Origin of the sequence: Leeuwenhoekiella parthenopeia (genome assembly GCF_020782115.1) — a bacterium.
Taxonomy (GTDB): domain Bacteria; phylum Bacteroidota; class Bacteroidia; order Flavobacteriales; family Flavobacteriaceae; genus Leeuwenhoekiella; species Leeuwenhoekiella parthenopeia.
Genome location: NZ_JAJGMW010000012.1, coordinates 62,323 through 84,872 on the forward strand (window position 1 = coordinate 62,323; position 22,550 = coordinate 84,872).

Annotated in this window: 16 protein-coding genes; 4 read left to right on the forward strand and 12 right to left on the reverse strand. The window is 43.5% G+C overall.

Features of this window, described 5'->3' with window-relative positions; all coding sequences use genetic code 11:
- Positions 1–11: 11 nt before the first annotated feature.
- The 3 genes from LLW17_RS10545 to LLW17_RS10555 form a co-directional block, all read right to left on the reverse strand.
- Positions 12–956, reverse strand: a complete 945-nt coding sequence (locus LLW17_RS10545) for a PorP/SprF family type IX secretion system membrane protein (protein WP_228230226.1) — start codon at positions 954–956, stop codon at positions 12–14.
- Positions 957–971: 15 nt separating this feature from the next.
- Positions 972–5,669 (reverse strand): T9SS type B sorting domain-containing protein, encoded by a 4,698-nt coding sequence (locus LLW17_RS10550; RefSeq protein WP_228230227.1) that lies wholly within the window; start codon positions 5,667–5,669, stop codon positions 972–974.
- Positions 5,670–5,777: 108 nt separating this feature from the next.
- Positions 5,778–6,788 carry a pirin family protein gene (locus LLW17_RS10555; protein WP_228230228.1) on the reverse strand — a complete coding sequence of 337 codons (1,011 nt, stop codon included), beginning with the start codon at positions 6,786–6,788 and terminating at the stop codon, positions 5,778–5,780.
- Between the two features lie 135 nt (positions 6,789–6,923).
- On the opposite strand from LLW17_RS10555, the gene LLW17_RS10560 reads away from it, so the two are divergent.
- The gene (locus LLW17_RS10560; protein WP_228230229.1) at positions 6,924–7,346 is read left to right on the forward strand and encodes a secondary thiamine-phosphate synthase enzyme YjbQ; all 423 of its coding nucleotides are present in this window, start codon (positions 6,924–6,926) and stop codon (positions 7,344–7,346) included.
- Here the strand turns inward: LLW17_RS10560 and LLW17_RS10565 are convergent.
- The 4 genes from LLW17_RS10565 to gnd all read right to left on the reverse strand — a co-directional run bounded on the left by LLW17_RS10565 (position 7,332) and on the right by gnd (position 12,758).
- A complete protein-coding gene (locus LLW17_RS10565) occupies positions 7,332–8,153 on the reverse strand; it encodes an HAD family hydrolase (protein WP_228230230.1) in 822 nt (273 codons plus the stop codon). The two genes, LLW17_RS10560 and LLW17_RS10565, sit on opposite strands and share 15 nt — an antisense overlap.
- 70 nt (positions 8,154–8,223) lie before the next feature.
- A complete protein-coding gene (locus LLW17_RS10570) occupies positions 8,224–9,711 on the reverse strand; it encodes a S10 family peptidase (RefSeq protein WP_228230231.1) in 1,488 nt (495 codons plus the stop codon).
- 89 nt (positions 9,712–9,800) lie between these two features.
- Positions 9,801–11,207 (reverse strand): amidohydrolase family protein, encoded by a 1,407-nt coding sequence (locus LLW17_RS10575; protein WP_228230232.1) that lies wholly within the window; start codon positions 11,205–11,207, stop codon positions 9,801–9,803.
- Between the two features lie 138 nt (positions 11,208–11,345).
- Positions 11,346–12,758, reverse strand: a complete 1,413-nt coding sequence (gnd, locus tag LLW17_RS10580; RefSeq protein WP_228230233.1) for an NADP-dependent phosphogluconate dehydrogenase — start codon at positions 12,756–12,758, stop codon at positions 11,346–11,348.
- Positions 12,759–12,958: 200 nt separating this feature from the next.
- On the opposite strand from gnd, the gene zwf reads away from it, so the two are divergent.
- Positions 12,959–14,497 (forward strand): glucose-6-phosphate dehydrogenase, encoded by a 1,539-nt coding sequence (gene zwf / locus LLW17_RS10585; RefSeq protein WP_228230234.1) that lies wholly within the window; start codon positions 12,959–12,961, stop codon positions 14,495–14,497.
- A 171-nt stretch (positions 14,498–14,668) separates the two neighbouring features.
- The gene (pgl, locus tag LLW17_RS10590) at positions 14,669–15,382 is read left to right on the forward strand and encodes a 6-phosphogluconolactonase (protein WP_228230235.1); all 714 of its coding nucleotides are present in this window, start codon (positions 14,669–14,671) and stop codon (positions 15,380–15,382) included.
- 111 nt (positions 15,383–15,493) lie between these two features.
- On the opposite strand, the gene LLW17_RS10595 is transcribed toward pgl, so the two are convergent.
- The 5 genes from LLW17_RS10595 to LLW17_RS10615 all read right to left on the reverse strand — a co-directional run bounded on the left by LLW17_RS10595 (position 15,494) and on the right by LLW17_RS10615 (position 20,070).
- Positions 15,494–16,564: an SDR family oxidoreductase gene (locus LLW17_RS10595; RefSeq protein WP_228230236.1), complete on the reverse strand. Its 1,071-nt coding sequence runs from the start codon at positions 16,562–16,564 to the stop codon at positions 15,494–15,496.
- Positions 16,565–16,664: 100 nt separating this feature from the next.
- Positions 16,665–17,261: a Crp/Fnr family transcriptional regulator gene (locus tag LLW17_RS10600; RefSeq protein ID WP_228230237.1), complete on the reverse strand. Its 597-nt coding sequence runs from the start codon at positions 17,259–17,261 to the stop codon at positions 16,665–16,667.
- Positions 17,262–17,310: 49 nt separating this feature from the next.
- The gene (locus LLW17_RS10605; RefSeq protein WP_228230238.1) at positions 17,311–18,195 is read right to left on the reverse strand and encodes an alpha/beta hydrolase; all 885 of its coding nucleotides are present in this window, start codon (positions 18,193–18,195) and stop codon (positions 17,311–17,313) included.
- A gap of 260 nt (positions 18,196–18,455) precedes the next feature.
- On the reverse strand, positions 18,456–18,935 hold the full coding sequence (locus tag LLW17_RS10610; RefSeq protein WP_228230239.1) for a glycosyl-4,4'-diaponeurosporenoate acyltransferase CrtO family protein: 480 nt from the start codon (positions 18,933–18,935) through the stop codon (positions 18,456–18,458).
- Positions 18,936–18,960: 25 nt separating this feature from the next.
- The gene (locus LLW17_RS10615; protein ID WP_228230240.1) at positions 18,961–20,070 is read right to left on the reverse strand and encodes a mechanosensitive ion channel family protein; all 1,110 of its coding nucleotides are present in this window, start codon (positions 20,068–20,070) and stop codon (positions 18,961–18,963) included.
- Between the two features lie 241 nt (positions 20,071–20,311).
- Between LLW17_RS10615 and LLW17_RS10620 the strand changes: the two genes are divergently transcribed.
- Positions 20,312–22,498 (forward strand): glycoside hydrolase family 43 protein, encoded by a 2,187-nt coding sequence (locus LLW17_RS10620; protein ID WP_228230241.1) that lies wholly within the window; start codon positions 20,312–20,314, stop codon positions 22,496–22,498.
- The last annotated feature ends 52 nt before the right edge of the window (positions 22,499–22,550 follow it).

Sequence of the window (22,550 nt, forward strand, 5' to 3'; positions counted from 1 at the left end):
AGTGCTGTAGTTTAAAAGAAACGGGGAGATTTGCGATAAGACGGGATGTCGCTGAAGATATCAAAATCAAAGAGCACCATCACTTCATGGCTTCCGTTGTTGTACTGTCCCAGATTAGAGGTGGTGTAGTCGTAAGCATAGCCCACGCGTATTCCGGGAGTGACTTCAAAGTTTACCATTCCGGTAACTGCATCATCAATGCGATAACCTATACCTGCCTCAAAACGCTGATAAAAGCGAACGTTAGTATTTACATCAATGCTAACCGGAGCTCCATTTACCCAGCGAGCCATAAATGACGGCTTGATCTGGAAATCTGCCGAAGGTTCAAAAACGTAACCTCCGGTAAGAAAGTAATGGGTGTTTTCGCTTCCCAGACGTTGCACGCCATCCTGATCTTCTATGTGTTTTGAAGCAACCAGGTTGGGAGCAGAGAGCCCTACATAGTATTTTTCAGAAAAATAATAGGCACCTATACCGATGGTAGGATAGGTCTGATTGATATTCTGCTGAAACGAAGGGTCTGTTGCCGGTCCGCCGGTTCCCAGCTGAATGTTGCTAAAATCGGTACTAAAAAACGATGCACCTGCCTTAAGACCTAAAGAGAGGGTTGCGTTTTCCTGTACTCTGAGCTTATAGGCAAAATCCGCATTAAGGTTGGTTTCCTGCACCACATTGCCTATTTCATCGTGAACCAGGTTAAGTCCCAGTTCGACGTTATCAGACATCGGTAAATGACCGAAAAAGCTGGCTGTTGTGGGAGCGCCATCTATTCCTACCCATTGTGAGCGGTAGAGCGCACCTACTTTGGCTTGGTTTACTGAGGCGTAAGCAGGGTTGATTACGCTCATATTGTACATATACTGTGTGTACTCAGGATCTTGCTGTCCATACATGCTACCGCAAAAAAGGACAAGACCTGCAAATACTGTAAATATTGAAGTTGAAATTTTCATCGAATTAATCCTTTTTTATCGGTTAAGATATACGTTACCTTGTTTTGGAGCGGTCTGGCCGTCGTTGAAGTTTATGATGTAGAAATAAACACCGTTGGGAAGGGTATTGCCTCCCAGGTTATTGGTATTGGCCTGGCCATTCCAAAAGCCTGTTGCTGTGTTGCCTTTAAACACGACACTACCATTACGGTTAAATATTTCAATGCTGTAATCGGGATAGATGATGTCTATATTTTTCATTTCAAAAACATCATTGATGCCATCTCCGTTAGGTGAGAATCCGTTAGGGATAAATACCGAATCACAACCACTTAGGTCAACCGTAATGGCAAGACGCTGCGAACTCTCGCAACCACTGGCGGAATTAACGATACCCAGGTAATACGTAGCATTGTCTGCAAGAGCCGTGTTTGCACTAAGAGCAGCACCACCGGTAGCCGCATTATACGTAACCACGGTAAGCGAACTGTTAACACGCGCTTCAAGATCAGCGATAGTAGGTGAGTCATTAATACAGAATACTTCAGCATTTGCAGCCAGAGTAGGAGCAGCAGGATCTTCTGCAACAAACGAGGCAGCAGGAGCACCTACATTTACAGAACTACAGGTTGTTGTGAAATTTTGTACATCAACAATCGTAAGGGTTGTACTGCCACTGTTAACAATTAATGCCGCATCCAGATCTATGGTAGCCGCTCCTGCGCTAAATGAGAGGGTCTCCGTGATTTCTCCGCTTGTGTTGGCTCCGCTTAATACGTAGGTTACAAAATAATCAGCATCAGCTAAAAGCGTTGCTCCAGATAAGCTTACGCTAACAGGCTCACCAAAACAAACATCTGCTATTGAAACCGAGAGTCCGGCAGCATCAGGTAATGTAAGCACCTCAAAATCATCAGAAACTACTAATGGGTCAGAATCACAACCAGCTGAACTGCTCACCAAAGTAAGGGTGAAGGTTGTAATGCCGGTTTCGGTAAGTGAAGTAGCCGGGATTTCGAAGCTTCCGGCACCAGAGGCAATACTTAAAGTTGCTATCACATCGGTTGCTTCATTAGCTCCGGAAAGATCGTAGGTTATAGTATAATCGCCATCGGCCAGGCCGGTAGCGTTTGTAAAGCTTACAAATCCGTTTTCGTTTAGGCAGATATCTGAAGCCTCCAGTTGTCCATCAGCCACATCAGGAATAGGATTTACAACAAATTCTACGCTTGCCGTAGTTGTACTTACACACGACGTAACAGGATTGATTACCTGAGTAATACTAAAAGAAGTTGTACCGGCATTCGCAAGAGTTGCAGCAGCTAAATCAATTGTAGCAGCCCCATCAGTGAACGTCAGGGTTTCGGTAGCCGAAGCAGTGTTGGCTCCGCTAAGCGAATAGGTCACTTCGTAATCGCCGTCAACCAGATCTGTACCGGTGATTTCAACACGGGTTCCTTCTTCCAGACAAATATCGGCTACTGCGAGGTCTTCGCTTTCGATTACAGGCAGCGGATTGATAACAAAATCAGTTGAAATATCCAGACTTTCTGTAAAGCAGCTGCTGTCGTCATTTGTAACGCTTGTAATACTTAAGGTCACCGCACCTGTGTTTGCCAGAAGTGCTGCATCAATTGCAAATACAGCCTCACCACCAACTACAGGAATATTAGCCGCAATGGCACTACTTGTTGATGCGCCACTGGCGTTGTAATTAAATGTATAACTTCCATCACTTAGGTTAGGTGCGTTTAATGTGGCATTAACAGGTGAATCATTTAAACAAACATCATCAACACTTAAAGTAGCGCCGGTTAAATCTGGAGGAGAAACAATGGTGAAATCTTCACTTACGGCGGTATTAGTACTTTCACAAAGAGTGGAAGTATTTACAAACGAAGTTAGATTTACCGTGGTGGTACCTGCATTTGAAATTAAAGCAGAGTCGATAACCAGAGTACCGGTTCCTGAAGCAATAGTTACCGTAGCAGTCTGAGTCGTTTGCGTGTTAGCACCACTAAGATCGTAAGTTACGGTATACGTGCCATCAGCTAGAGTACCGGTAGTATCTGATAAAACCAGTGATGCATCGTCTCCCTGACAGGTGCCGGTAATCTGATTGATGCTAAGGTTTGAAAAGTCAGGGTTTGGATTTATGATGAAATCAATACTCAGTCCGGTTACAGCGGCTTCACATTCATTAGCTGTATTGAGGTCTGTAATTTGAGTAATACTAAGTGTATTGTTGCCTGTGTTAACTAAATCTGCTGCTGCGATTGTAAAATCACTTTCGCCTGAAGCAAAAACCAGAGTGGCGGTTTGATCAGTTAGCGTGTTAGCGCCCGTAAGCTGATACACGATTTCATAGGTTCCGTCTACGACATTAGGGTTAGAAAGGCTAAAACTAACAGCATCACCTTCGCAGGATGCGTCAGTCGTTAAAACCGTATCAACCAAACCTGGAAGCGGATTTACCATAAGGTCAACTGAAGCCGGTATTCCTGCACTGGGGCAATCCTGATTTTCGGTTGTAACTGCTGTAATAGTGATGGTTGTAGTACCCGGATTTGCAACCGTAGCTGTATCAAGGCTAAAACTTGTCTCACCGTTAGTAAAGGTTACCGGGATTGTAGTTTCAGCAGCGGTATTGTCACCTGTTAGGGTATAGGTGAGGTTGTAGACACCATCTGCAACCAGTGCAGGATTGGCGCTTATCGCTACACTTGCGTTTTCTCCCTCGCAAATCGCTTCTGCGGTAATCAAGCTCTCCGCAAGGTTTGGAGTAGCAACGATGGTAAAGCTTGCGGTGGGATTGGTGAGGTTAGTAGCCGTACACGTAGTTGTAGTATTAACTACAGAGGTCAGGGTAAGCGTAGTTTCCCCGTTTTGCAATAAAGTTGAAGGAATACTGAATGTCCCTGTTCCATTGGTAATCGCAACGTTGGTAGCAGTCTCACCGGTCGCATTGATCGCACCACTGAGGTCATAGGTAAAATCATAGGAGCCATCTGCCAGGTTGGCCGGATTGGAAGTGTCTGTGATCGTAACGCGTACTTCTTCACTTTCGCAGGCGCTTGCAACACTTACACTAAGGGTTTGAGCATCCGGAAGCGGATCTATAGTAAATGTGCTAGAAATAGCTGTAGCCGTAACACAAGCAGCTTCATTGGCAACCGAATCTAAAGTAGCCGTGTAATCACCTGCTGCCGGCAATGCACTTGCCATTAAAGTTATAGATGCAGCGCCATTGGTTACGTTAGCGGTCTGGGTATATTGCTGAGAAGTAGTGCCGGTGGTCAGGGTGTACGTAAAGTTATAATCTCCGTTAATTAATTCAATAGCCGGAGTAGTACCGCTGTCTGCTATAGAAAGCGTAGCATTTTCACCAAAACAAAGGGGTTGGTTTACACTGATTTGAGTATCTGAAGCGTCAGGTAAAGCGACGATTGTAAGTGTATCAACGAGTTCGGCAATTAGCGCCTCACAGTTACCGTTTGTATTGGGATCTAGTATTTGTGTGATGCGCAATTCAGCCATGCCGGCAGCGGTAAAAAAGGCAGAGTTTACGGGAAAGCTACCTTCACCGTTAGTTATAGTAACGGTAAGGGTTTCGGTGCCGGTATTTGGTGCAGGACTTACGCTATACGTGACTTCGTAATCGCCGTCTGCAATGACAGCCGGGTCACCGGTTATGGTAGCAACAGGATTTACAGGTAATTCATTTTCACATATAATGTCTTCATCATCGGTTGGAAACGTAAGTTCCAGAGAAGCATTGGTGAAATCTGCAACATCCTCAATTACGATGGTGACGTTAATACGACTTTCATCACATATTTGGTTTATAGGCTCTACGATATAGGTAAAGATATATGTGCCGCCACCCAGGGTATTGCGTATACGCTCAATGTTAATAAAGCTGTCATTTACGCCACTTATTTCATTGGTTGTAATTTCTTCCCAATAGCCTCCGTCGTCTTCATTGATTATGGCGTCGCGTAAATTGTAATTGGTTTGACCCGATAGATCTTCAGTTTCACAAAAGGTGGTTTGTGCTGCAGGATTGGGATCTCCAGATTCCGGAGCAGGGGTCACTTCTAAAACGACGGTACTGCTCAGCTGGTCAGAGTTAGGAGGAAAGCAATCCAAAGCTACCTGATCGGTGATGGTATACGTAAAGGTGTAAGTACCGGTACCGGCCTGAGCAGCATTAAATCTACTTCTTTCAAGAGCTCCGCTTAGCGATGCAACACTATCTCCATTATCATTATCTACTGCGGTAAGAGACCAGTTTCCGGGTACAGTTGCAGAGGGGTTTCCTCCTGTAAATTGAAAAAGGTTTACACTTGGATTGTCATCGCAAGCCACCGCATTCATGTTGTCACCTCCGGGATAACCCGCCAGATTGAGCGTAATGGTAGCACTTTCTCCACAACTTGAATTGGTATAGGTATAAGTGAAAACACCACCGGTACTTATAACGTAGGTGTCTAAAATACCGGTATTGACATCAAGCCCGCCGGATAAATCGTTATCCGTCCAGGTTCCTCCGGGTTGTGGAGTTCCGTTAAGACGGGAAAACAGATCAATCTCTTGTTGCGAGCTTTTGTCACATAAATCGATTGTGTTGTCTTCCCCGGCACATTGCGCAAAGGTTTTAGTAGAAAAACCAACAGAAAAAAATAGGAAAAGCACGAAAATTGCTCTTCCAAGAAGCGTAGAGTTCCTAATCATAAGAGTTGGGTTAGTAAAGTTTTATGCAAGTCAAATCGATAAATTACACATATTGACGATCAAATGTAAAATAATAAATTGAATTTTTAGATTTTTTATCATTTACAATCATAAATTTTCCACTTTACCGTCCGGATATTTAGCGAAACGCTTCTTTTCGGGTTCATGGGTGTGTTCGTTTGAGGGCCAGGGCCATCCGCCGAAGGAATCCTGCTGGAAGCGCATAAAGGCATCTTCTATGTCTTTACGGGAATTGCCTACAAAGGGTCCGTGCTTAACCACCGGCTCCCCGATGGGTTTTCCCTGAAGGAGTAGTAGATGTGCTTTTGTTGAGCCGTTGTTAAGCGTAAGTTGCTCTGTAGCTTCTGCGCGAATGTGGTGCATAACGGGGATTTCAAAACCTTCGGCCTCCAGTTGCTCCCCTTCATAAAAGTAGAGGGAACGGTTAGAATCTTCGGCACCTTCAGGAAGAGTAAAACTTGCATTCGGGTCCAGGCTAATCAACCAGATTTGAATATCGTTTTCAGGATTTGCCGCCCAGGAATCCGGTGCTGGGTTTAAAGCAGACTGGTTTTTAAAGCTTCCGGCGATGAGTTTTATTTTTATGGAATTGCCCTCTGCATCGGTTTGTTCTATCACAGGGATTTTTGAATTCCACATCATTCCAAAATAGGGTTCTACTTTTTTGCTTTTCGCAGGAAGATTCAGCCATATTTGAAACAGTAAAAGCGGGTTCTCAGCTTCTTCATTCAATAAGGGAAACATTTCGCTGTGCTGAACTCCCTTTCCGGCAGTCATCCACTGCACATCACCATTGCCAAAACGTCCTGCAGCTCCCAACGAATCGGAGTGATCAACAAAGCCTTTTTCACAAACGGTAACCGTCTCAAAACCCACGTGCGGATGCGCAGGAAAACCGGGCACTTTAGAACCATGGTACATCGCCCAGCCGTCTTTTTGTACAAAATCCTGACCTATATAGCGACCGGCTAAAGAAGCATCGGGCCCCAGTTTGCCATTCCCCTTTGGGTAGTTGTCGTTGTGAAATGCACAAAATAGAAAGGGATCCTGAGTATCCCAGGGCATTTGAAGCCGGGTAATTTTTTGAATAGCTGCCATATCGTAGATTTTTTGGTTCTAACGAATATAGGCACCGGCCTTCAATTTCTAAAGGGGAGTTATAAACACTTATTCACAGACTGTTTACGCGGTGTAGTCTGCATTTTGTAATTTTCACTTCCAAAAAAAATATCGATGAAGTTTTTTCAAAAAGAAATAAGCCTGCAGTCCCGTCGTCGCGGGTTTCACCTGATTACATCAGAAATCACGGGTCAGTTAAACGAGTTGAGCCAGATTAGCACCGGTCAATTGCAGGTGTTTATCAAGCACACTTCGGCATCGCTTACCATAAATGAAAATGCAGATCCAACGGTACGGGAAGATTTTGAAAGCCATATCAATAAAATGGTGCCCGAAAATGCACCCTATTACAAACATACCTTTGAAGGTCCTGACGATATGCCTGCCCACATTAAAGCCAGTCTGATGGGAACTTCGGTAAACATACCGGTCACCAACGGCCGATTGAATCTGGGCACCTGGCAGGGGATTTACCTCTGTGAGCACCGCAATCACGGCGGCAGTCGCAAGGTGGTTCTTACCTTATTTGGTGTGTAACTGGTTTTTTATAGCGACCAGTTGCTCCAAAATGTGTTCTACACCATTTTCAATATTGCTTTTGGTGGAGTAATTAGCAGCTTTCGCAACATTGGGATGTGCGTTTTGCATAGCAAAGCTGAATGCTGCCTGCTCAATCATTTCCAGATCGTTGTTGTAATCGCCAAAAGCCATCGTTTGGTCTTTAGAAATATTCAGTTTTTGCTGAAGCAATTTTAAGGCGCGACCTTTGTCGGTATCCAGATGGCTGATATCCAGCCAGTTTTCGCCGCTTACCTTGACTTTTACTTCGTCTTCAATATCTCTTACCCGGGGATACGTGGTTTCCTCAGAACCGCCAAAGCTGTACACAGCAATTTTGAAGAAGGAGTCTTCGGTAATCGCGGTAAGGTCTTCGACGTTTTTGTATTTGGTATAATACTCTTTAAATATTTCGAGAAATTCATCGTGGTTAGACTCCACATAGGCCTGCTCTCTTCCGCAGAGCACAATATGCGCATCTTCAATGTCGCGCATACGCCTGATGAGTTTGTGAACGGTTTCGGTATCTATGGTGCAGGTGTCCAAAACTTCTTCACCTTTTACGGTAATCCCTCCATTTTCGGCAATGACAAAAATATCATCTTTTATAGGGGCGAGTTTTGAAACAATGCTGTAATACTGTCTGCCGCTGGCTGCCACAAACGGAATGTCGTGTGCCTGCAACTCTTTAAACAGTTCAAAAAAACGATCGCTTACCTGGTCTTTGTGATTAAGGAGCGTACCGTCCATATCTGAAATGACCAATTTTACCTGTGATAAATCCATAGCCGCAAAGATACTTTAAAGCTTCAGCCTTAAAACCGATTTTATATTAATTCAATCTTAAATCCCAGGTCTAGTATTTTGCGCCCTGATCAATTCCCTGTGAAGCTTTTTCGATAAACAAACGCAGATCTTCATTGGCGGCTTTGAGATCCTCGGCACGCAAATACATCATATGCCCGCTGCGATAGCCTTTAAAATCCATACGATTGTCAAACTTCCCATTGATATTGATCTGCCCCATGATGTATTTGGCATTAAAATAGGTGCAGGCGCCGTCGTAGTAACCCGATTGTACCAAAAGGTGCAGATTGGGATTGATCGCCATAGCTTCTCGCAGATCTGCACCGGCGTGGTTGTTGGAGCGGTCCCAGGGATGCACATCGCCAAAGAGATCGTAAGTAAGATCGGTCTTAAAGCCCAGTTCTTCACGCATATAATAATTGATCGCCGGGGTAAAGCTGTGCAGCCACGAGGTGAGTTCGCTGTTGTAATCGGGCGAAGTACCTGCATCGGCAATATCAAGCCCGCGATAGCGGCTGTCCAGGCGACCTACGGTAAAACCTTTGGAATCGCGAAGCAGATCTTTCCAGAAATAGTTGAAGGGTACGGCAAGGTTGTTTTGTTTTACAGTCCTGACGGAAAGCCCCGAGTAATACGCTATTTTTTCGGCTACGGCTTCTTTTTCGGCTGCGGAAGCATAACCCCCTTTAGCCAAAACCGGAAGCAGTTCGTTTACAGCATAGGCTTCAACTTCCGGAAGCATTTCAGTAAGGTCTTTATTCTGAAGGGCAGGAGGCAAGGCCTTGTGATACCAGGCAGTGGCAGCGAAATAAGGCAGGCGGTTTGCAATCTCAACCGGACCTTCAAACTCAAAACCAATTTCGGTAGGAGAGACCAGAATCACCCCGTTGAGATACATCCAGCGTTTTTGTTGCAAGGCATTGGCAAGCCCCGAAACCCGCGTGGTACCGTAACTTTCACCGATGAGAAATTTGGGAGAACGCCAGCGGTTATGCCGGGTAACGAAGGTATTTACCCAGTCTGCCAGATACGAAATGTCTGCATTAACACCGAAAAACTGTTCGCGTTCGGGCATTTTGCCTTCTGCATTAGGTATCATACGGCTGTAGCCTGTGTTTACCGGATTGACGAAAACCACATCGGCCACATCCAGTACCGAATTGGGATTGTCTTTAATGCCGTAGGGCTGTACCGGATAGCCTTCGTCTGTAATTTTAAGAATACGCGGCCCGGTGTAGGCAATGTGCATCCACACCGAAGCAGAGCCGGGGCCACCGTTAAAACTGATGAGCAAAGGCCGGGTCTGGTTATCTGCAACATCTGAGCGCGAGTAATAGGTGTAGTTGAGAGTGGCAACGGGATTTCCGCTTTTATCCCAAACCGGCTGAAAACCCAATTCTGCAGTATACGGAATCGTTTTTCCTTTTATACTTACCGAATGTTTAGAAATCATTGTCGTATCAACAGGAACCTGTACCTTCTGGGCGAAAGCAGTGGTTAAAAGCAAAGCGAAAAGAACGAATACTGAATATCTCATAGGAAGTTTTTAAATGTGGTTTTAAAAATACGATTTATAGGGAATTCGGTTTAAGACCTTAGCGAAACCAATTTCCAAAAGTGCAACATTTATTGATTGCTGCCTTTTTTGAGTAAATCCTCCAGATCTTGTTTGGAATATAAGTTGCCGCGTTTGATTACGGCAAACAAATCATTAGTATTCTCTATGTTTTCAAGCGGATTTGCATTGAGTAGCACCAAATCGGCTACGGCATCTGCCTGAATTACCGGTTTGTCTTTTTTGAGGAAATCTGCGCCGTTTAAAGCTGAAGTTTGAAGAGCTTCTAAGGGAGTTAATCCGGCATCCACGAGAGCCTGCAATTCCTGATGTAAGGACTTGCCGGGATAGACATAGGAGTTGAAGGCGCCACAGTCTGAACCCGCCAGTAATTTTACTCCGTTACGGTGCAGGTCACCCGCCAGTTTTACAAAGGCCGAATCCAGATTTTTACGCATCACGACAAACTCAGGTGAGGCGTTTTTAGCGCTGTTGATTCGCCCGGCATAGGTTTTTTGAATTCCGGGACCCATATACTTTAAATAGGAATCGTCAGTGTGATTCTCTTCATCCAGATAGCTTAAGGTATGACCTATATGCAACGTGGGCACTACAAAAACATCCTGATCCCTCAGCATTTTAAAGGTGTTTTGAGCGGTAGTGTCTGAGTAGGTTTGCATCACGCGATCTAAAGACGACCAGAAACCGGCTTCACCGGTTTTCACCGCTTCAGTGATAGACTTTTCTTCGGCTGAGCAGCCTTTTAACACGTAGTACAAATGCTCCATCGCATCGATACCGGATTTTACCGCATCCTCAACCGTGACGCTGTAGGGCATATGACCGCTGGTGATCATCCCGCGGGCTTCGGACTTAGCGATAGCCTCCAGGTAGTTTTCCGCAGAAATCGTGCTGTCGTAAATCTTTACAAAGTCTACATTGAGTTGTTGCAGCGAGTCGAGAGCGGCTTCTATTTCGGCTTCGCCGGAAACTTCAAGCGAACCCGTCCAGGTAGCGCCCGGACCATCAATCTTGGGTCCGGAGGTGTAGATTTCGGGGCCGGTAAGAGCACCGCTTTCAATTTGGTTTTGCCAATCCTGAACAGAATTTGTCAAATCACCGCCGGCGTCGCGAACGGTGGTGATTCCGTTTGCGATATACAGATTGAGCAGATTTTTATTTTCGGTAATCAAACTATCACCGCCCCTAAAATGCACATGATTGTCCCAAAGACCGGTCATCAGGTATTTTCCGGTGGCATCCAGGGTTTCTTTGGCGTCGAGTTGAGCAGCTTCAGCACTGTCTAACACCAAGGTAATGCGGTCTCCTGTGATGTAGATAAATTGATTGGGATAAACACTCCCGCTCTCGATATCAATTCGGTTTACGTGGGCGATCACCAGATCTGCTTCCGGTTCCCGGGTTTTACAGGAAATAAGGAGCAGCACACCCAAAACAGCGGAAAGTATGAATTTCATAGCTTGATTGATTAAGTCTTCAATTTAGCTGATAATCTTCAGGTTTTAAAACCTTCTTTAGGTATTCCATTTTTCGGCTTTGCCCAAAACAAAAAAAGAGCCTCGTTAAAGGCTCTTTTGTAAATGGATATCAAGAAATTACTTTCCCCATTCGGTATGGAAAACACCTTCGCGGTCTAGACGCTCGTAGGTGTGCGAACCGAAGTTGTCGCGCTGCGCCTGAATAAGGTTTAGCGGCAGATGACTTGAGGTATAGGCCTCAAAATAATTCAATGAGTTTGAAAGTCCGGGAACCGGGATTCCGCTGGTAGCCGCATAAGCAACCAGTTCTCTAACTGAAGCCATCGTTTCCTGAACTTTAGGCACAAACGAAGGCGCTAATAATAAGTTAGGTAAGTTTTTGTCTGCTAGATATGCTTCCGAAATGTTGTCTAACAAGCCTGAACGTATGATACAACCGGCTCTCCAGATTTTGGCAATTACAGACATATCGAGATCGTACTCGTATTCTTTAGAAGCTTCGGCAAGCTGGTGCAGGCCTTGCGCATAGGCGATGATAAACGAGAAGTATAAAGCTTCTTCGGCCATTGCGATGATTTTGTCTTTATCAATGGCTTTAGGCTCAGGACGGTCGTATAGTTTATCGGCAACGATGCGCTCGTCTTTTAAGGCTGAAATCTCGCGCATACTTACCGCGATATCTATAGTAGGAACCGGAATCCCAAGGTCCATCGCGTTTTGTGAGGTCCATTTACCGGTACCTTTTTGCTTGGCTTTATCGAGTATTTTATCGATCAATCTTCCGTCACCCAGGTCATCTTCCTGCTTGAATATTTCGGCAGTAATCTCCACTAAAAACGACTGCAGACGACCTTTATTCCACAGGTCATAAACCTGATGCAATTCGTCGTTGCTCAACGCAACCGACTTTCGCAGTAAATCGTAAATCTCAGAAGTAAGCTGCATCATGCCGTACTCGATGCCGTTGTGCACCATTTTCACGTAGTTTCCGGCAGACTTGGGCCCCAAATGCGCTACGCAGGGCTCGCCTTTAAAGTCGGCAGCTACAGCTTCAAAAATAGGTTTGATGTGTTCGTAGGCATCGGCGTCACCACCGGGCATAATGCTTGGGCCTTTACGGGCACCTTCGGCACCACCGCTAACACCGGCGCCAAAGAAATTGATTCCTTTTTCCTTTAAATAGGCTTCGCGTCGGTCTGTATCGGTAAAAAAGGAGTTTCCACCATCAATAATAATATCGCCCTTGTCGAGGTGAGGTAGCAGGCTTTCAATAACCTGATCTACAATTTTCCCGGCAGGAACCAGGAGCATGATTTTTCGCGGAGCGGCAAGCGCCTGTGTAAAGGTTTTGATATCTGTAGACGCGTCTACTTTATTGAGATCACCGCCTTCTTCTTTAAGGGCATCCACTTTTTCTGAGTCGAGGTCGTAGCCAAAGGCTTTAAAGTTGTTGTCTGCGACGTTTAAAATAAAATTGCGTCCCATTACTCCAAGACCAACCAGGCCAAAATCATAATTTTTATGCTCCATAATAATTTGTTATTGTTCTTTTAAATTTGCACGCTAATGTTTTTATAAAGCCTCTGCTTTACGGGCAGGATGCCTTATTTTTGTACGCGCGTAAGCCAAAATTAAACGATAATAGTGACATGGGGTAGTTATAAATTATAAACTCATGTTATTTTGATGCCTGAGCTTATCGCTAAAACTAAAAAAACCAAACTAGTTCTATGAATTCTACATCAAATCAGCTTCTGGTCATTTTTGGAGCTTCCGGAGATCTTACAGCGCGTAAACTAATTCCTGCGCTTTATAACTTATATTCAGACGGTCATTTTCCCGAAAACTTTGTGGTTTTGGGCGCCAGTCGAAGCAACCTGAGTGATGAAGATTTTAGAAAGCGCGTGGTGTATGAAAGCGAATTCTTAAAAGAAGAGGTTAAATCTAAAGACAAGGAGTTTATTAAGAAGTTCGCAGATACGATGTTCTACACCGATCTGGGAGACGATTACGACTCCGAATACAGCGGTCTTGCCAAGCGTATCAAAGAATTGAATACCGAATATAAGACAGATGACAACTTTACGTTTTACCTGTCTACACCGCCCAGTCTGTATGAGCCCATTGCCAAAAACCTTTACGATCAGGGTTTGACCAAGGGGAGTGGAGGTGCAAAAGGTTTTAGACGCATTGTGGTCGAAAAGCCTTTTGGTTACAGCCTGGAAACGGCTAAAGAGCTTAATGCCGGACTACAGAAATACTTCAAAGAGCGTCAGATTTACCGAATAGATCATTATTTAGGAAAAGAAACCGTGCAAAACCTGATGGTTACGCGTTTTTCAAACTCCATTTTTGAGCCGCTTTGGAACCGAAATTATATACATCACGTAGAAATCACCAATGCCGAAACGGTAGGGGTAGAAAAGCGCGGTGGCTATTATGATAAATCAGGAGCCTTGCGTGATATGTTTCAAAGTCACCTTTTGCAGATTGTATCGCTTATCGTGATGGAGCCACCCATTAATGCAACAGCCGAAGAGATTCACAACGAGAAGGTAAAAGCTCTTAAATCTTTGCGGATTATGCGCGAGGAGCAGGAACTTTTTGATCATACGATGAAAGGGCAGTATATCGCTTCAAGTATTAATGGCAAACGTGTAAAAGGTTACAGGGAAGAAGAAGGTGTTGATCCCGAATCTAAAACCGAAACCTATGCTGCGGTTAAGTTTTTTGTAGATAACTGGCGCTGGAAAGATGTTCCGTTTTACGTGCGCACCGCCAAGCGTATGCCAACCAAGGTAACCGAAGTGGTAATTCACTTCAAGACGCCACATCATCAGGTATTTAAAAATCAGGACATCAACAATAAAGACAATAAACTCATCATCCGTATTCAGCCCGATGAGGGTATTTTGATCAAGTTTGGGGTAAAAGTGCCGGGGCAGGGCTTTAAAGTGGAGCGCGCCAACCTGGACTTTTACTACAGCAGCCTGAGCGATAACAATATTATGGATGCCTACGAGCGTCTGTTGCTCGATGCGATGCAGGGTGACACCACGCTTTACGCACGTGCCGATGAGGTCGAGGCGGCCTGGGCATTTGTAGATCCTATTTTAGAATACTGGGCCAAAGATGTCAATGTAAACACCTACGGATATCCCGCAGGAACCTGGGGACCTAAAAACTCAGACGACCTTATTGAAGATGCCAACGGCTGGCGCAATCCCGGTGAGTTGTTAACTGATGAAACGGGATACTGCATCATTTAGATGTTAAGTGTTATTTGTTAATGGTGGTTTGTAGCGGGTAAAAAGTAAGTGGTTAGAGGTAAAAGGTGAAGAGTAAGGAGTAAGAAGTTTTATTAGGTTATTGAGTTATTTTAAAACCGAAAACTGAAAACCAACCTAAAACATTGAATTTTAAACTTTGAATTGAAAGAAATGGAATTACGTATAAAGGAAACAAAGGAGCAGGTAGCTGAGGATTTTTCAGCGTTTTTTAAGGAGTGTTGTGCTTCGGGAGAGCCGGTACATATCGCGCTTTCGGGAGGCAGTACGCCTAAAATTGTGTTTGATCAGCTTGCATCAGAATTTGGTAAGGATATAGACTGGTCTCAGGTGTATTTATACTGGGGGGATGAGCGTTGCGTACCGCCTGCTGATGCCGAGAGCAACTATAAAATGACCGTAGATCATTTGTTATCTAAAATCGAAATACCGAAGACCAATATTTACCGGGTGAAAGGTGAAAATGATCCTGAAGAAGAGGCTAAGCGTTATAGCGAGGTGTTGCAGGAAAACATCCCTGCTGCAAACGGAATCCCATGTTTTGATTTGGTTATTCTGGGAATGGGTGATGATGGCCATACGGCTTCAATCTTCCCGCACCAGATCGCCTTGTGGGATATGCCCGAAAACTGCCGGGTAGCCACCCATCCCGATAGCGGACAAAAGCGCGTGACCATCACCGGAAAAGTGATTAATAATGCTAAAACCGTAGCGTTTTTGGTTACCGGTGCTGGCAAAGCCGAAAAAGTAACCGCAATTATCAATAAGACCGAAGGTTATAAGCAATACCCGGCTAGCTTGGTGGCGCCAAAAAGCGACGAATTGATCTGGTTTTTAGATCAGGATGCCGCCGCGGGATTGGAGTAAGCATAGAAAACATGTACTAAAATTTAAAAAGGATGTCAGTTTTTAAACTGACATCCTTTTTTTATACATTTCTTTAGTGTTTACTAAATTAATAGGTTTTTATTCCTCCCATTAAGCCGGAATGATTTTTTGCTCCTTTAATTTGTCAAATAAATCGAAAAATGATTCTCTGGTATCCTGATATTCATTAAATCCCAGCTTACGGCTTTTCGCCATATTTGTCATGACTTCAATAGGCCTCCTTAGATCGAGGTCTGTATGCCAGGGTGAAGCCAACCGGTCTAATTGGGTTTCAGCCAATTGATGTTTATCTGCAATTTGTAGCCAAATAGCCTCATCATCGCTCATAAGCTCTTCTAAACTCCTGTTATTTTCAACGTAGCCCTGATAGTTTATACCAAAGTATTCTGCAATTTGTTGCCATAACCAACTCCAGCGAAATACGTCTCCATTTACAATGTTGAAAGCTTCGTTTCCGGCTTCGGGAGTAGTGGCTGCCCAAACGAATTGTTTGGCTAAAATTTTAGCATCTGTTACGTCTGATATTCCGTTCCATTGAGCTTCTGATCCGGGCCAAATAAAAGGCGTGCCTTTTTCTTTACAAATACTGGCGTAAACAGCTAAAGTTGTTCCCATATTCATAAGGTTACCCACGGCCTGCCCAATCATAGTATGAGCCCGGTGAATGCTCCAGGTAAAGCCATCCCGTTTTGCTGCTTCAAAAATCTCATCTTCCTGAGCGTAATAAAAATTGTTCAATTCGAGTCTTGGATGCTCTGTTCTTACTGGTGTTTCAGGTGTAAAACCCTCACTGGCATATTTTTCAAAAGGGCCTAAATAGTGTTTTAATCCGGTAACCAGAGCAACATGCTTAACCGATTTTTTGGGGGCTAGAACGTCCAGCAAATTGCTCACCATTTTACTGTTCACTTCAATATTTTCGGCTTCTGTAGCTTTACGCATCCAGGCAGTAAAAAACACGTGGGTAGGTTTTAGGTCAACCAGCGCTTTTTCTAAGGATTCTAGATCCAGTAAATCTGCTTTAATATTTTTGAGTCCGTCGAGTTTGACTTCAGAATTTCGGGTAATGCCATAGGTTGTCCAGCCATTTTTAAGTAATTCCTGGGCCAGGTTGTTACCTGAAATACCACTTGCGCCAACTATCAATGCTATGTTATCCATAATAATCTGTATTTGTTTTTAACTATAAAACAAAATTACAGGGAGCTTACCAGCTGTGCATTGATCTGAATCAAGAAAAAAGCCGCACTGTAAACAGGTGTTATTCTACCAGGTTTTTCTTTATTCGGCTAATGGTTTCGGGGGTAAGACCCAGGTATGAGGCAATTAGATTTTGTGGAATGCGCTGGGATATAAAGGGGTACATCTTTAACAAATGCAGGTATTTCTCTTCGGCGGTATAGGTGTTTGAACTTATCAATCTTCGGTCTTTTGTAACCAGACTATTTTGATATAAAATTCTAAAGTAACGCTCCATAGAAGGAATTTCCTCTAAAAGCGCTTCGTAGTTGGAGCGTGATATAAGAAGCACTTCACTATCCTCAATGGCATCAATAGCTAAAATAGCTTTTTCTTCAGCGATAAAACTTTTAAAGTCAGAAACCCACCATCCTTCCCAGGCCAGTAAACTAATGTGTTCCTGTCCCTTATCATCTAGCGTATACGACTTTAAAGCACCTTTTGCTACAAATGCCAGATTTTTACAATAGTCGCCCTGTCGTAATAAATATTGCTTTTTTTCGAGGTTTTTGCTTTCAAAGAATTGAGGAATACGGGCCTTTTCATCCTCAGTCAGTGCTGTTTTTTCTTCAAGTTGTCGAAAAAGTTCATCATACCCGCTTAGATTTTTGTTCTTCATGCTCGTTTTCCTGTGTCTTTCTTTGTGGTCAGGTTTAAGTGCTCCTAAACTAATTTTGTTGCTCCGGGGATTGGTTCTCCGGGTTCAAAAAGATGTTTTTTCGATACAAACCATCTTCTTCAAAAAGCGTGGTAATCCCATTATAAAATGCGATCACAGAGACTGAACTGTGGGTTTCGTTTTCAAAATATTCAAGTTTTGCGGGTAGGGGGGCTTCGCATTTTTGATTTAAGGATTCAAGCCATCTTACGTGCCGGTCGCGGTTTTTGATGTTGCGTTTGCCCCAGTTAGCCGTGGCGATGTAGATAAAACGTTGAAACGAGTTGGGCGTAACCTGTTCAATCTTAGCATCCATTGTTTCTGCGTCCCAGGTGCCAAAGCTGGGATCTACCGCGATAAAACCATTAAATGGGCTTTCTTCCTGCATATACGCGTGCGCGGCGAGCAGACCGCCCAGAGAGTGACCAAAAAGAATACGGTTAGTATTTGTTCTGAATTTTTGATCCAGTTCGGGGATGAGTTCGTTTTCCAAAAAACTTAAAAATGCAGCTCCGCCGCCGGTATCATTAGGTCTTGTGGTGATGACTTTATCGGGCGTAAAGTCTCTGCGGCGGTTTACATTTTCAATACCTATTACAATCATTTCAGGGATACGAAGATTGCGGGTAGAAGCTGCGCTTAGATACTGCACTATACCACTTAAAGGCCTAAAATGCGTGTTTCCGTCCATTATGATGAGCAGGGGATAGGTTTTGTTTTCGGCCTTACCCTCGTAATACGATTCCGGCAGACTTACCGAATAGATGCGGTCTTCGTTTAAGATTTCGGAATGTAAGGTATAAGAGGTGCCTAAATACAAATCCCGGTTTTCCTGTGCAGAAAAGTCTTGAAGACTGATGTAAGAAATTAATACGATAAACAGACTTGCTTTCATTTAAATCTGGTTTTACGATTGAGAAGGACTTTGACTATCTGTAAAAATGGGATTTCTGATTGGATGTCAGAGTAATTTTGAAGGGAAACTTTCTAAATGCGAGTGATCTCCTTTTAGTTTTAGATTTTTTTATCCAGCACTCCCTTTTAAAAGGGTTTCCCTATTTCCCTCAGGTACTCCTGTTTTTTTATTGAGGTGTTAATTGACTTTTTTCCCGTGAATGATTTTCAATAATTTTTAAAATTTTGCTGCAGCTCTATTCAACTTGTCATTGCCGATTTTTTATTTAATATGCTATCAATCCTTCTCTTGTTCTCCTGTTGCAATAAGGAAGGATAAAAATTGAGTAGAACGTTTGGAATCATCATTGCAAATGCGAAAAGTATTCCGGTGGTTACGCCTTTATAAATAGCAATAAGAGCCACAAATGTGAAGCCAATAAGATGACTTATTTCGGAAAGGGTCATTTCCTTTCGAATTTCGTTCAAATCTGTATTTCTATTTTGCAGTTTTAGTTTCTGGTTAAAAAATCTGAAGAAGGTATTTTTTACGATCCATTTGAAGTATTGAATTCCGATTTTTCTATTCAGCCTTTGACTCTTAATAAAATTGAGATTTGATAACTTTTCATAGTATTTCGTTTTCATCAGAATAGCATTAAGTGCCATCCCTACGATCCAGGAAATAAATGACATCGATATTCCAAAGGTAAACCCCAATACTAGATGTTCAAAAATCATATTATTTTGATTTAATCACAAGATCTTAATTTTCCTTCTTCAGTAAATCTGATTTTCCGGGGTCATTTTTCTGTTGAGATGGAATTTTTGATACCGGCTCTGCCTGCATTTCAATACGGGTGCGTGGCAGGCTTTGCGGATAATTTTCCTGAATAAAGACCACCAGTTTTTCGCGTACCAAAACCCTTAAATCCCAGGCAGTAGGGGAGTCTTTGGCACTCATCAGGGCTCGTGATTCTACCATCTCGTTATTGGTGTCTGTGACCTGTAAGACGTTGACCTCGCCATCCCAAAGTTCGGTGTTTTCCAGTATTCGGGTGAGTTCCTTGCGCAGGGCATCAAAAGGCACTGTATAATCGGTATAGATAAAAACCGTACCCAGGATGTCTGAAGAGTTGCGCGTCCAGTTCTGAAAAGGTTTTTCAATAAAATAGGTGGTAGGCAATACGAGCCTGCGCTTGTCCCAGATTTTTACCACGACGTAGGTAAGGTAAATCTCTTCGATACGGCCCCATTCCCCTTCGACCACCACCACATCATCCATACGTATAGGCTGGGTAAATGCGATTTGTATACCGGCCATAAGGGTTCCTAAAGCCTTCTGAGCTGCAAAACCAATGATGATCCCGGCAATACCCGCCGAGGTAAGCATACTTATGCCTATAGAGCGTATGCTGTCAAAACTCATCAAAGCAATGCTTACGGCAAACAACACGATCAGAAATATGATTACCCGCTCCAGTACATTAAACTGGGTATAAATTTTACGTGCGTGGATGTTATCTGTTGCGCTCATATCGTACTTGGTGAGTATATGTCTTTTAAAAGCCTTGATAATCACGATTAGCGCCCAGGTGATACTTAAAATAAACAGGAGTGTGCTCGAGTGGGAAAGTACACGTTCATCAACTATACTTAAAACTTCGTCATTAGTCTTTATAATGCGCAAAATCAAAGCGAGCATAAACAGGGCAAGTGGTATTCTGATTTTACCTGCAAAATTAAGCGGCAGCATGGTTTTAGGGCTTTTGCCCAATTTGCGAAGTACAAAAAAGAGAACGGTAAAGGCTACCAGTCCGCAAGCAAGGGTAATCAATAAAAAAACCGACGTCTGAGAGTCTATCGTGTTGATCATAATCTGGGTATTTCTTTAAAGCTAAAAGAAGTAACTTGAGTAATCGTTAATAAAACTTAAAACTCTTAAAATGAGCGAACTACAACGTTGGTAAATTTAAAATTGGGATTTTATTTTAAGCGTTGAACCTTAATTTTTTGGGCGTAATCAGGCGGAAAAGGCAAAATTTTATTTTAAAATGTAAAAAATACATTTATTTTTAGTTAATTTGTTTTTCAGCACATTATTCAAACGCTTTATTATGATTTTCAATTCTTTCAGATTATTTACGCTAAGTTTTCTTCTGGTTCTAACCGGCATTACTTCCTGCAAAACTTCCGGAATAAATGAGTCGGTCAATGACCAGGTTAAGTCGGCTTACCTTTTTGTTTACTTTACAGGTAATGGCCCCGGTGAAGAGGCTGTGCATTATGCCTTAAGTCGCAATGGCCTCGATTATTATGCGCTTAATGATGATAAACCCATTGTAGCTACTGATGCGATAAGCAATACCGGGGGGGTGCGCGATCCGCATATTTTGCGTGGTGAGGATGGTATGTTTTATATGGTACTTACCGATCTTAAAACCCAAAATGGATGGAGCAATACCGAAATCATTCTGGCAAAATCCAGTGATTTGGTTACCTGGGAATCGAGTAAAATCAATCTGGCAGAGGTCTTTCCTGAATTTTCAGACATCACCCGTGCCTGGGCTCCTCAAACTATTTATGATGAAAAGGCCGGAAAATATATGGTTTATTTTTCCATGCTACAGCCGGGTAGCTATGACAAGATTTACTATGCCTATGCCAATGCTGATTTTACGGCTTTGGAAAGCACTCCCAAACAGCTTTTTTACAGTCCCGACGAAAAATCCTGTATTGATGCTGATATCATCAAAAAAGACGGCCAATTTTATATGTTCTACAAAACTGAAGGCACAGCGACCAAAGGGATTCGGGTTGCAGTATCAGACAGTCTTACGGGCGGCTATGTGCCTGTTGAGGGCTACGTAGACCAAACCGAAAAGGCCGTTGAGGGTTCTTCCGTTTTTAAAATGATAGACAGCGATACGTACATTTTGCTTTATGATATGTACATAGACGGCGAGTACCAGTTTGCAGAGAGTACAGACCTCAAAAACTTTACGGCTTTGGGCGCAGCCGAAATTTCAATGAATTTTCACCCCCGTCACGGGACCATAATTCCGGTAACTGAAGCAGAAGCCGCTCGTTTACTCAAGGCTTTTCCGTGTAAAGACTTACCGCTTTTAGTAGGCGCAGCAAATTCAAACGTTCGCAACCAAAATGTTAAAGCCGGTGCAACGGATAAGACGATTTACCTTCCGGTGTATCCAGGTACAAGCCTGACTGATTTCGATCCTAAATTATTAGCATTTCCCGGGGTTCAGGTAGAACAGAAGGGCGGTCAGAATTTTGAAAACGCCCCGGTTTCCTATACGCTCAGCCTTCCCGATGGTACTACAACAACCTATGCAGTGGAAGCTGAAATAGCCGGAAACCCTGTTTTGGATGGATACTACGCAGATCCCGAAATCATTTATTCTAACAAAGACCAAAAATTTTACCTGTATCCTACCAGCGATGGGTTTGACGGCTGGTCTGGTAAATACTTCAAGACTTTTTCATCGACAGATTTAATAAACTGGAAGGATGAAGGCGTAATCCTCGATTTAACCAAAGATGTGAGCTGGGCGAATCGCAATGCCTGGGCGCCCTGTATCGCAGAGCGAAAGATTGACGGGAAGTATCAGTATCTCTACTATTTTTCTGCAGCTCAACAAATAGGTCTGGCTGTAGCTGATGACCCAGCAGGCCCCTATACCGATCTGGGAGAGGCTTTTGTTGGGGAGAAACCTGAAGCCATCAAAAGGGGAGGAGGTCAAATTATAGATCCTGATGTTTTTTACGATCCGCAAAGCGGAAAAAGCTATTTCTATTGGGGAAATGGGTATATGGCAGGAGCCGAACTGAATGACGATATGCGCTCTATGAAGGAAGAAACCATCACCGAAATGACTCCTGACGGCACCTATCGTGAGGGTACCGAAGTATTCTTTAGAAACGGAAAATACTATTTTATGTGGTCTGAAGACGACACCCGAAGCCCTAATTACCGGGTGCGGTATGCCACTGCCGATAGTCCGTTAGGACCTTTAAATATTCCCGATGACAATCTGGTCATTATGAAAGATGAAGAACAGGAAATTTACGGTACCGGGCATAATTCGGTAATCAATGTGCCGGGAACTGACGACTGGTATATTGTGTACCATCGTTTTACGCGTCCTAAGGGGATCGCGATGGGAAGTCCGGCAGGTTTTAACAGAGAAGTGTCTATTGACAAACTCACCTTTACGGAAGACGGGTCAATAGTTCCTGTAAAGCCAACTCTAAAGGGAATTGAGACGGTAAGTCTTCCGAGATAACAGAGCATCAAAAATACTTTACTTAAAAGCCCTCGTTACTTTGATAACGAGG

Bases quoted from the DNA above. Each gene is read 5' to 3' on its own strand.
- LLW17_RS10575 (WP_228230232.1), bottom strand. From the start codon at position 11,207: ATGAAATTCATACTTTCCGCTGTTTTGGGTGTGCTGCTCCTTATTTCC.
- LLW17_RS10565 (WP_228230230.1), bottom strand. From the start codon at position 8,153: ATGGATTTATCACAGGTAAAATTGGTCATTTCAGATATGGACGGTACG.
- LLW17_RS10570 (WP_228230231.1), bottom strand. From the start codon at position 9,711: ATGAGATATTCAGTATTCGTTCTTTTCGCTTTGCTTTTAACCACTGCT.
- LLW17_RS10605 (WP_228230238.1), bottom strand. From the start codon at position 18,195: ATGAAAGCAAGTCTGTTTATCGTATTAATTTCTTACATCAGTCTTCAA.
- LLW17_RS10550 (WP_228230227.1), bottom strand. From the start codon at position 5,669: ATGATTAGGAACTCTACGCTTCTTGGAAGAGCAATTTTCGTGCTTTTC.
- LLW17_RS10600 (WP_228230237.1), bottom strand. From the start codon at position 17,261: ATGAAGAACAAAAATCTAAGCGGGTATGATGAACTTTTTCGACAACTT.
- LLW17_RS10545 (WP_228230226.1), bottom strand. From the start codon at position 956: ATGAAAATTTCAACTTCAATATTTACAGTATTTGCAGGTCTTGTCCTT.
- LLW17_RS10560 (WP_228230229.1), top strand. From the start codon at position 6,924: ATGAAGTTTTTTCAAAAAGAAATAAGCCTGCAGTCCCGTCGTCGCGGG.
- pgl (WP_228230235.1), top strand. From the start codon at position 14,669: ATGGAATTACGTATAAAGGAAACAAAGGAGCAGGTAGCTGAGGATTTT.
- LLW17_RS10620 (WP_228230241.1), top strand. From the start codon at position 20,312: ATGATTTTCAATTCTTTCAGATTATTTACGCTAAGTTTTCTTCTGGTT.
- LLW17_RS10615 (WP_228230240.1), bottom strand. From the start codon at position 20,070: ATGATCAACACGATAGACTCTCAGACGTCGGTTTTTTTATTGATTACC.
- LLW17_RS10610 (WP_228230239.1), bottom strand. From the start codon at position 18,935: ATGATTTTTGAACATCTAGTATTGGGGTTTACCTTTGGAATATCGATG.
- gnd (WP_228230233.1), bottom strand. From the start codon at position 12,758: ATGGAGCATAAAAATTATGATTTTGGCCTGGTTGGTCTTGGAGTAATG.
- zwf (WP_228230234.1), top strand. From the start codon at position 12,959: ATGAATTCTACATCAAATCAGCTTCTGGTCATTTTTGGAGCTTCCGGA.
- LLW17_RS10595 (WP_228230236.1), bottom strand. From the start codon at position 16,564: ATGGATAACATAGCATTGATAGTTGGCGCAAGTGGTATTTCAGGTAAC.
- LLW17_RS10555 (WP_228230228.1), bottom strand. From the start codon at position 6,788: ATGGCAGCTATTCAAAAAATTACCCGGCTTCAAATGCCCTGGGATACT.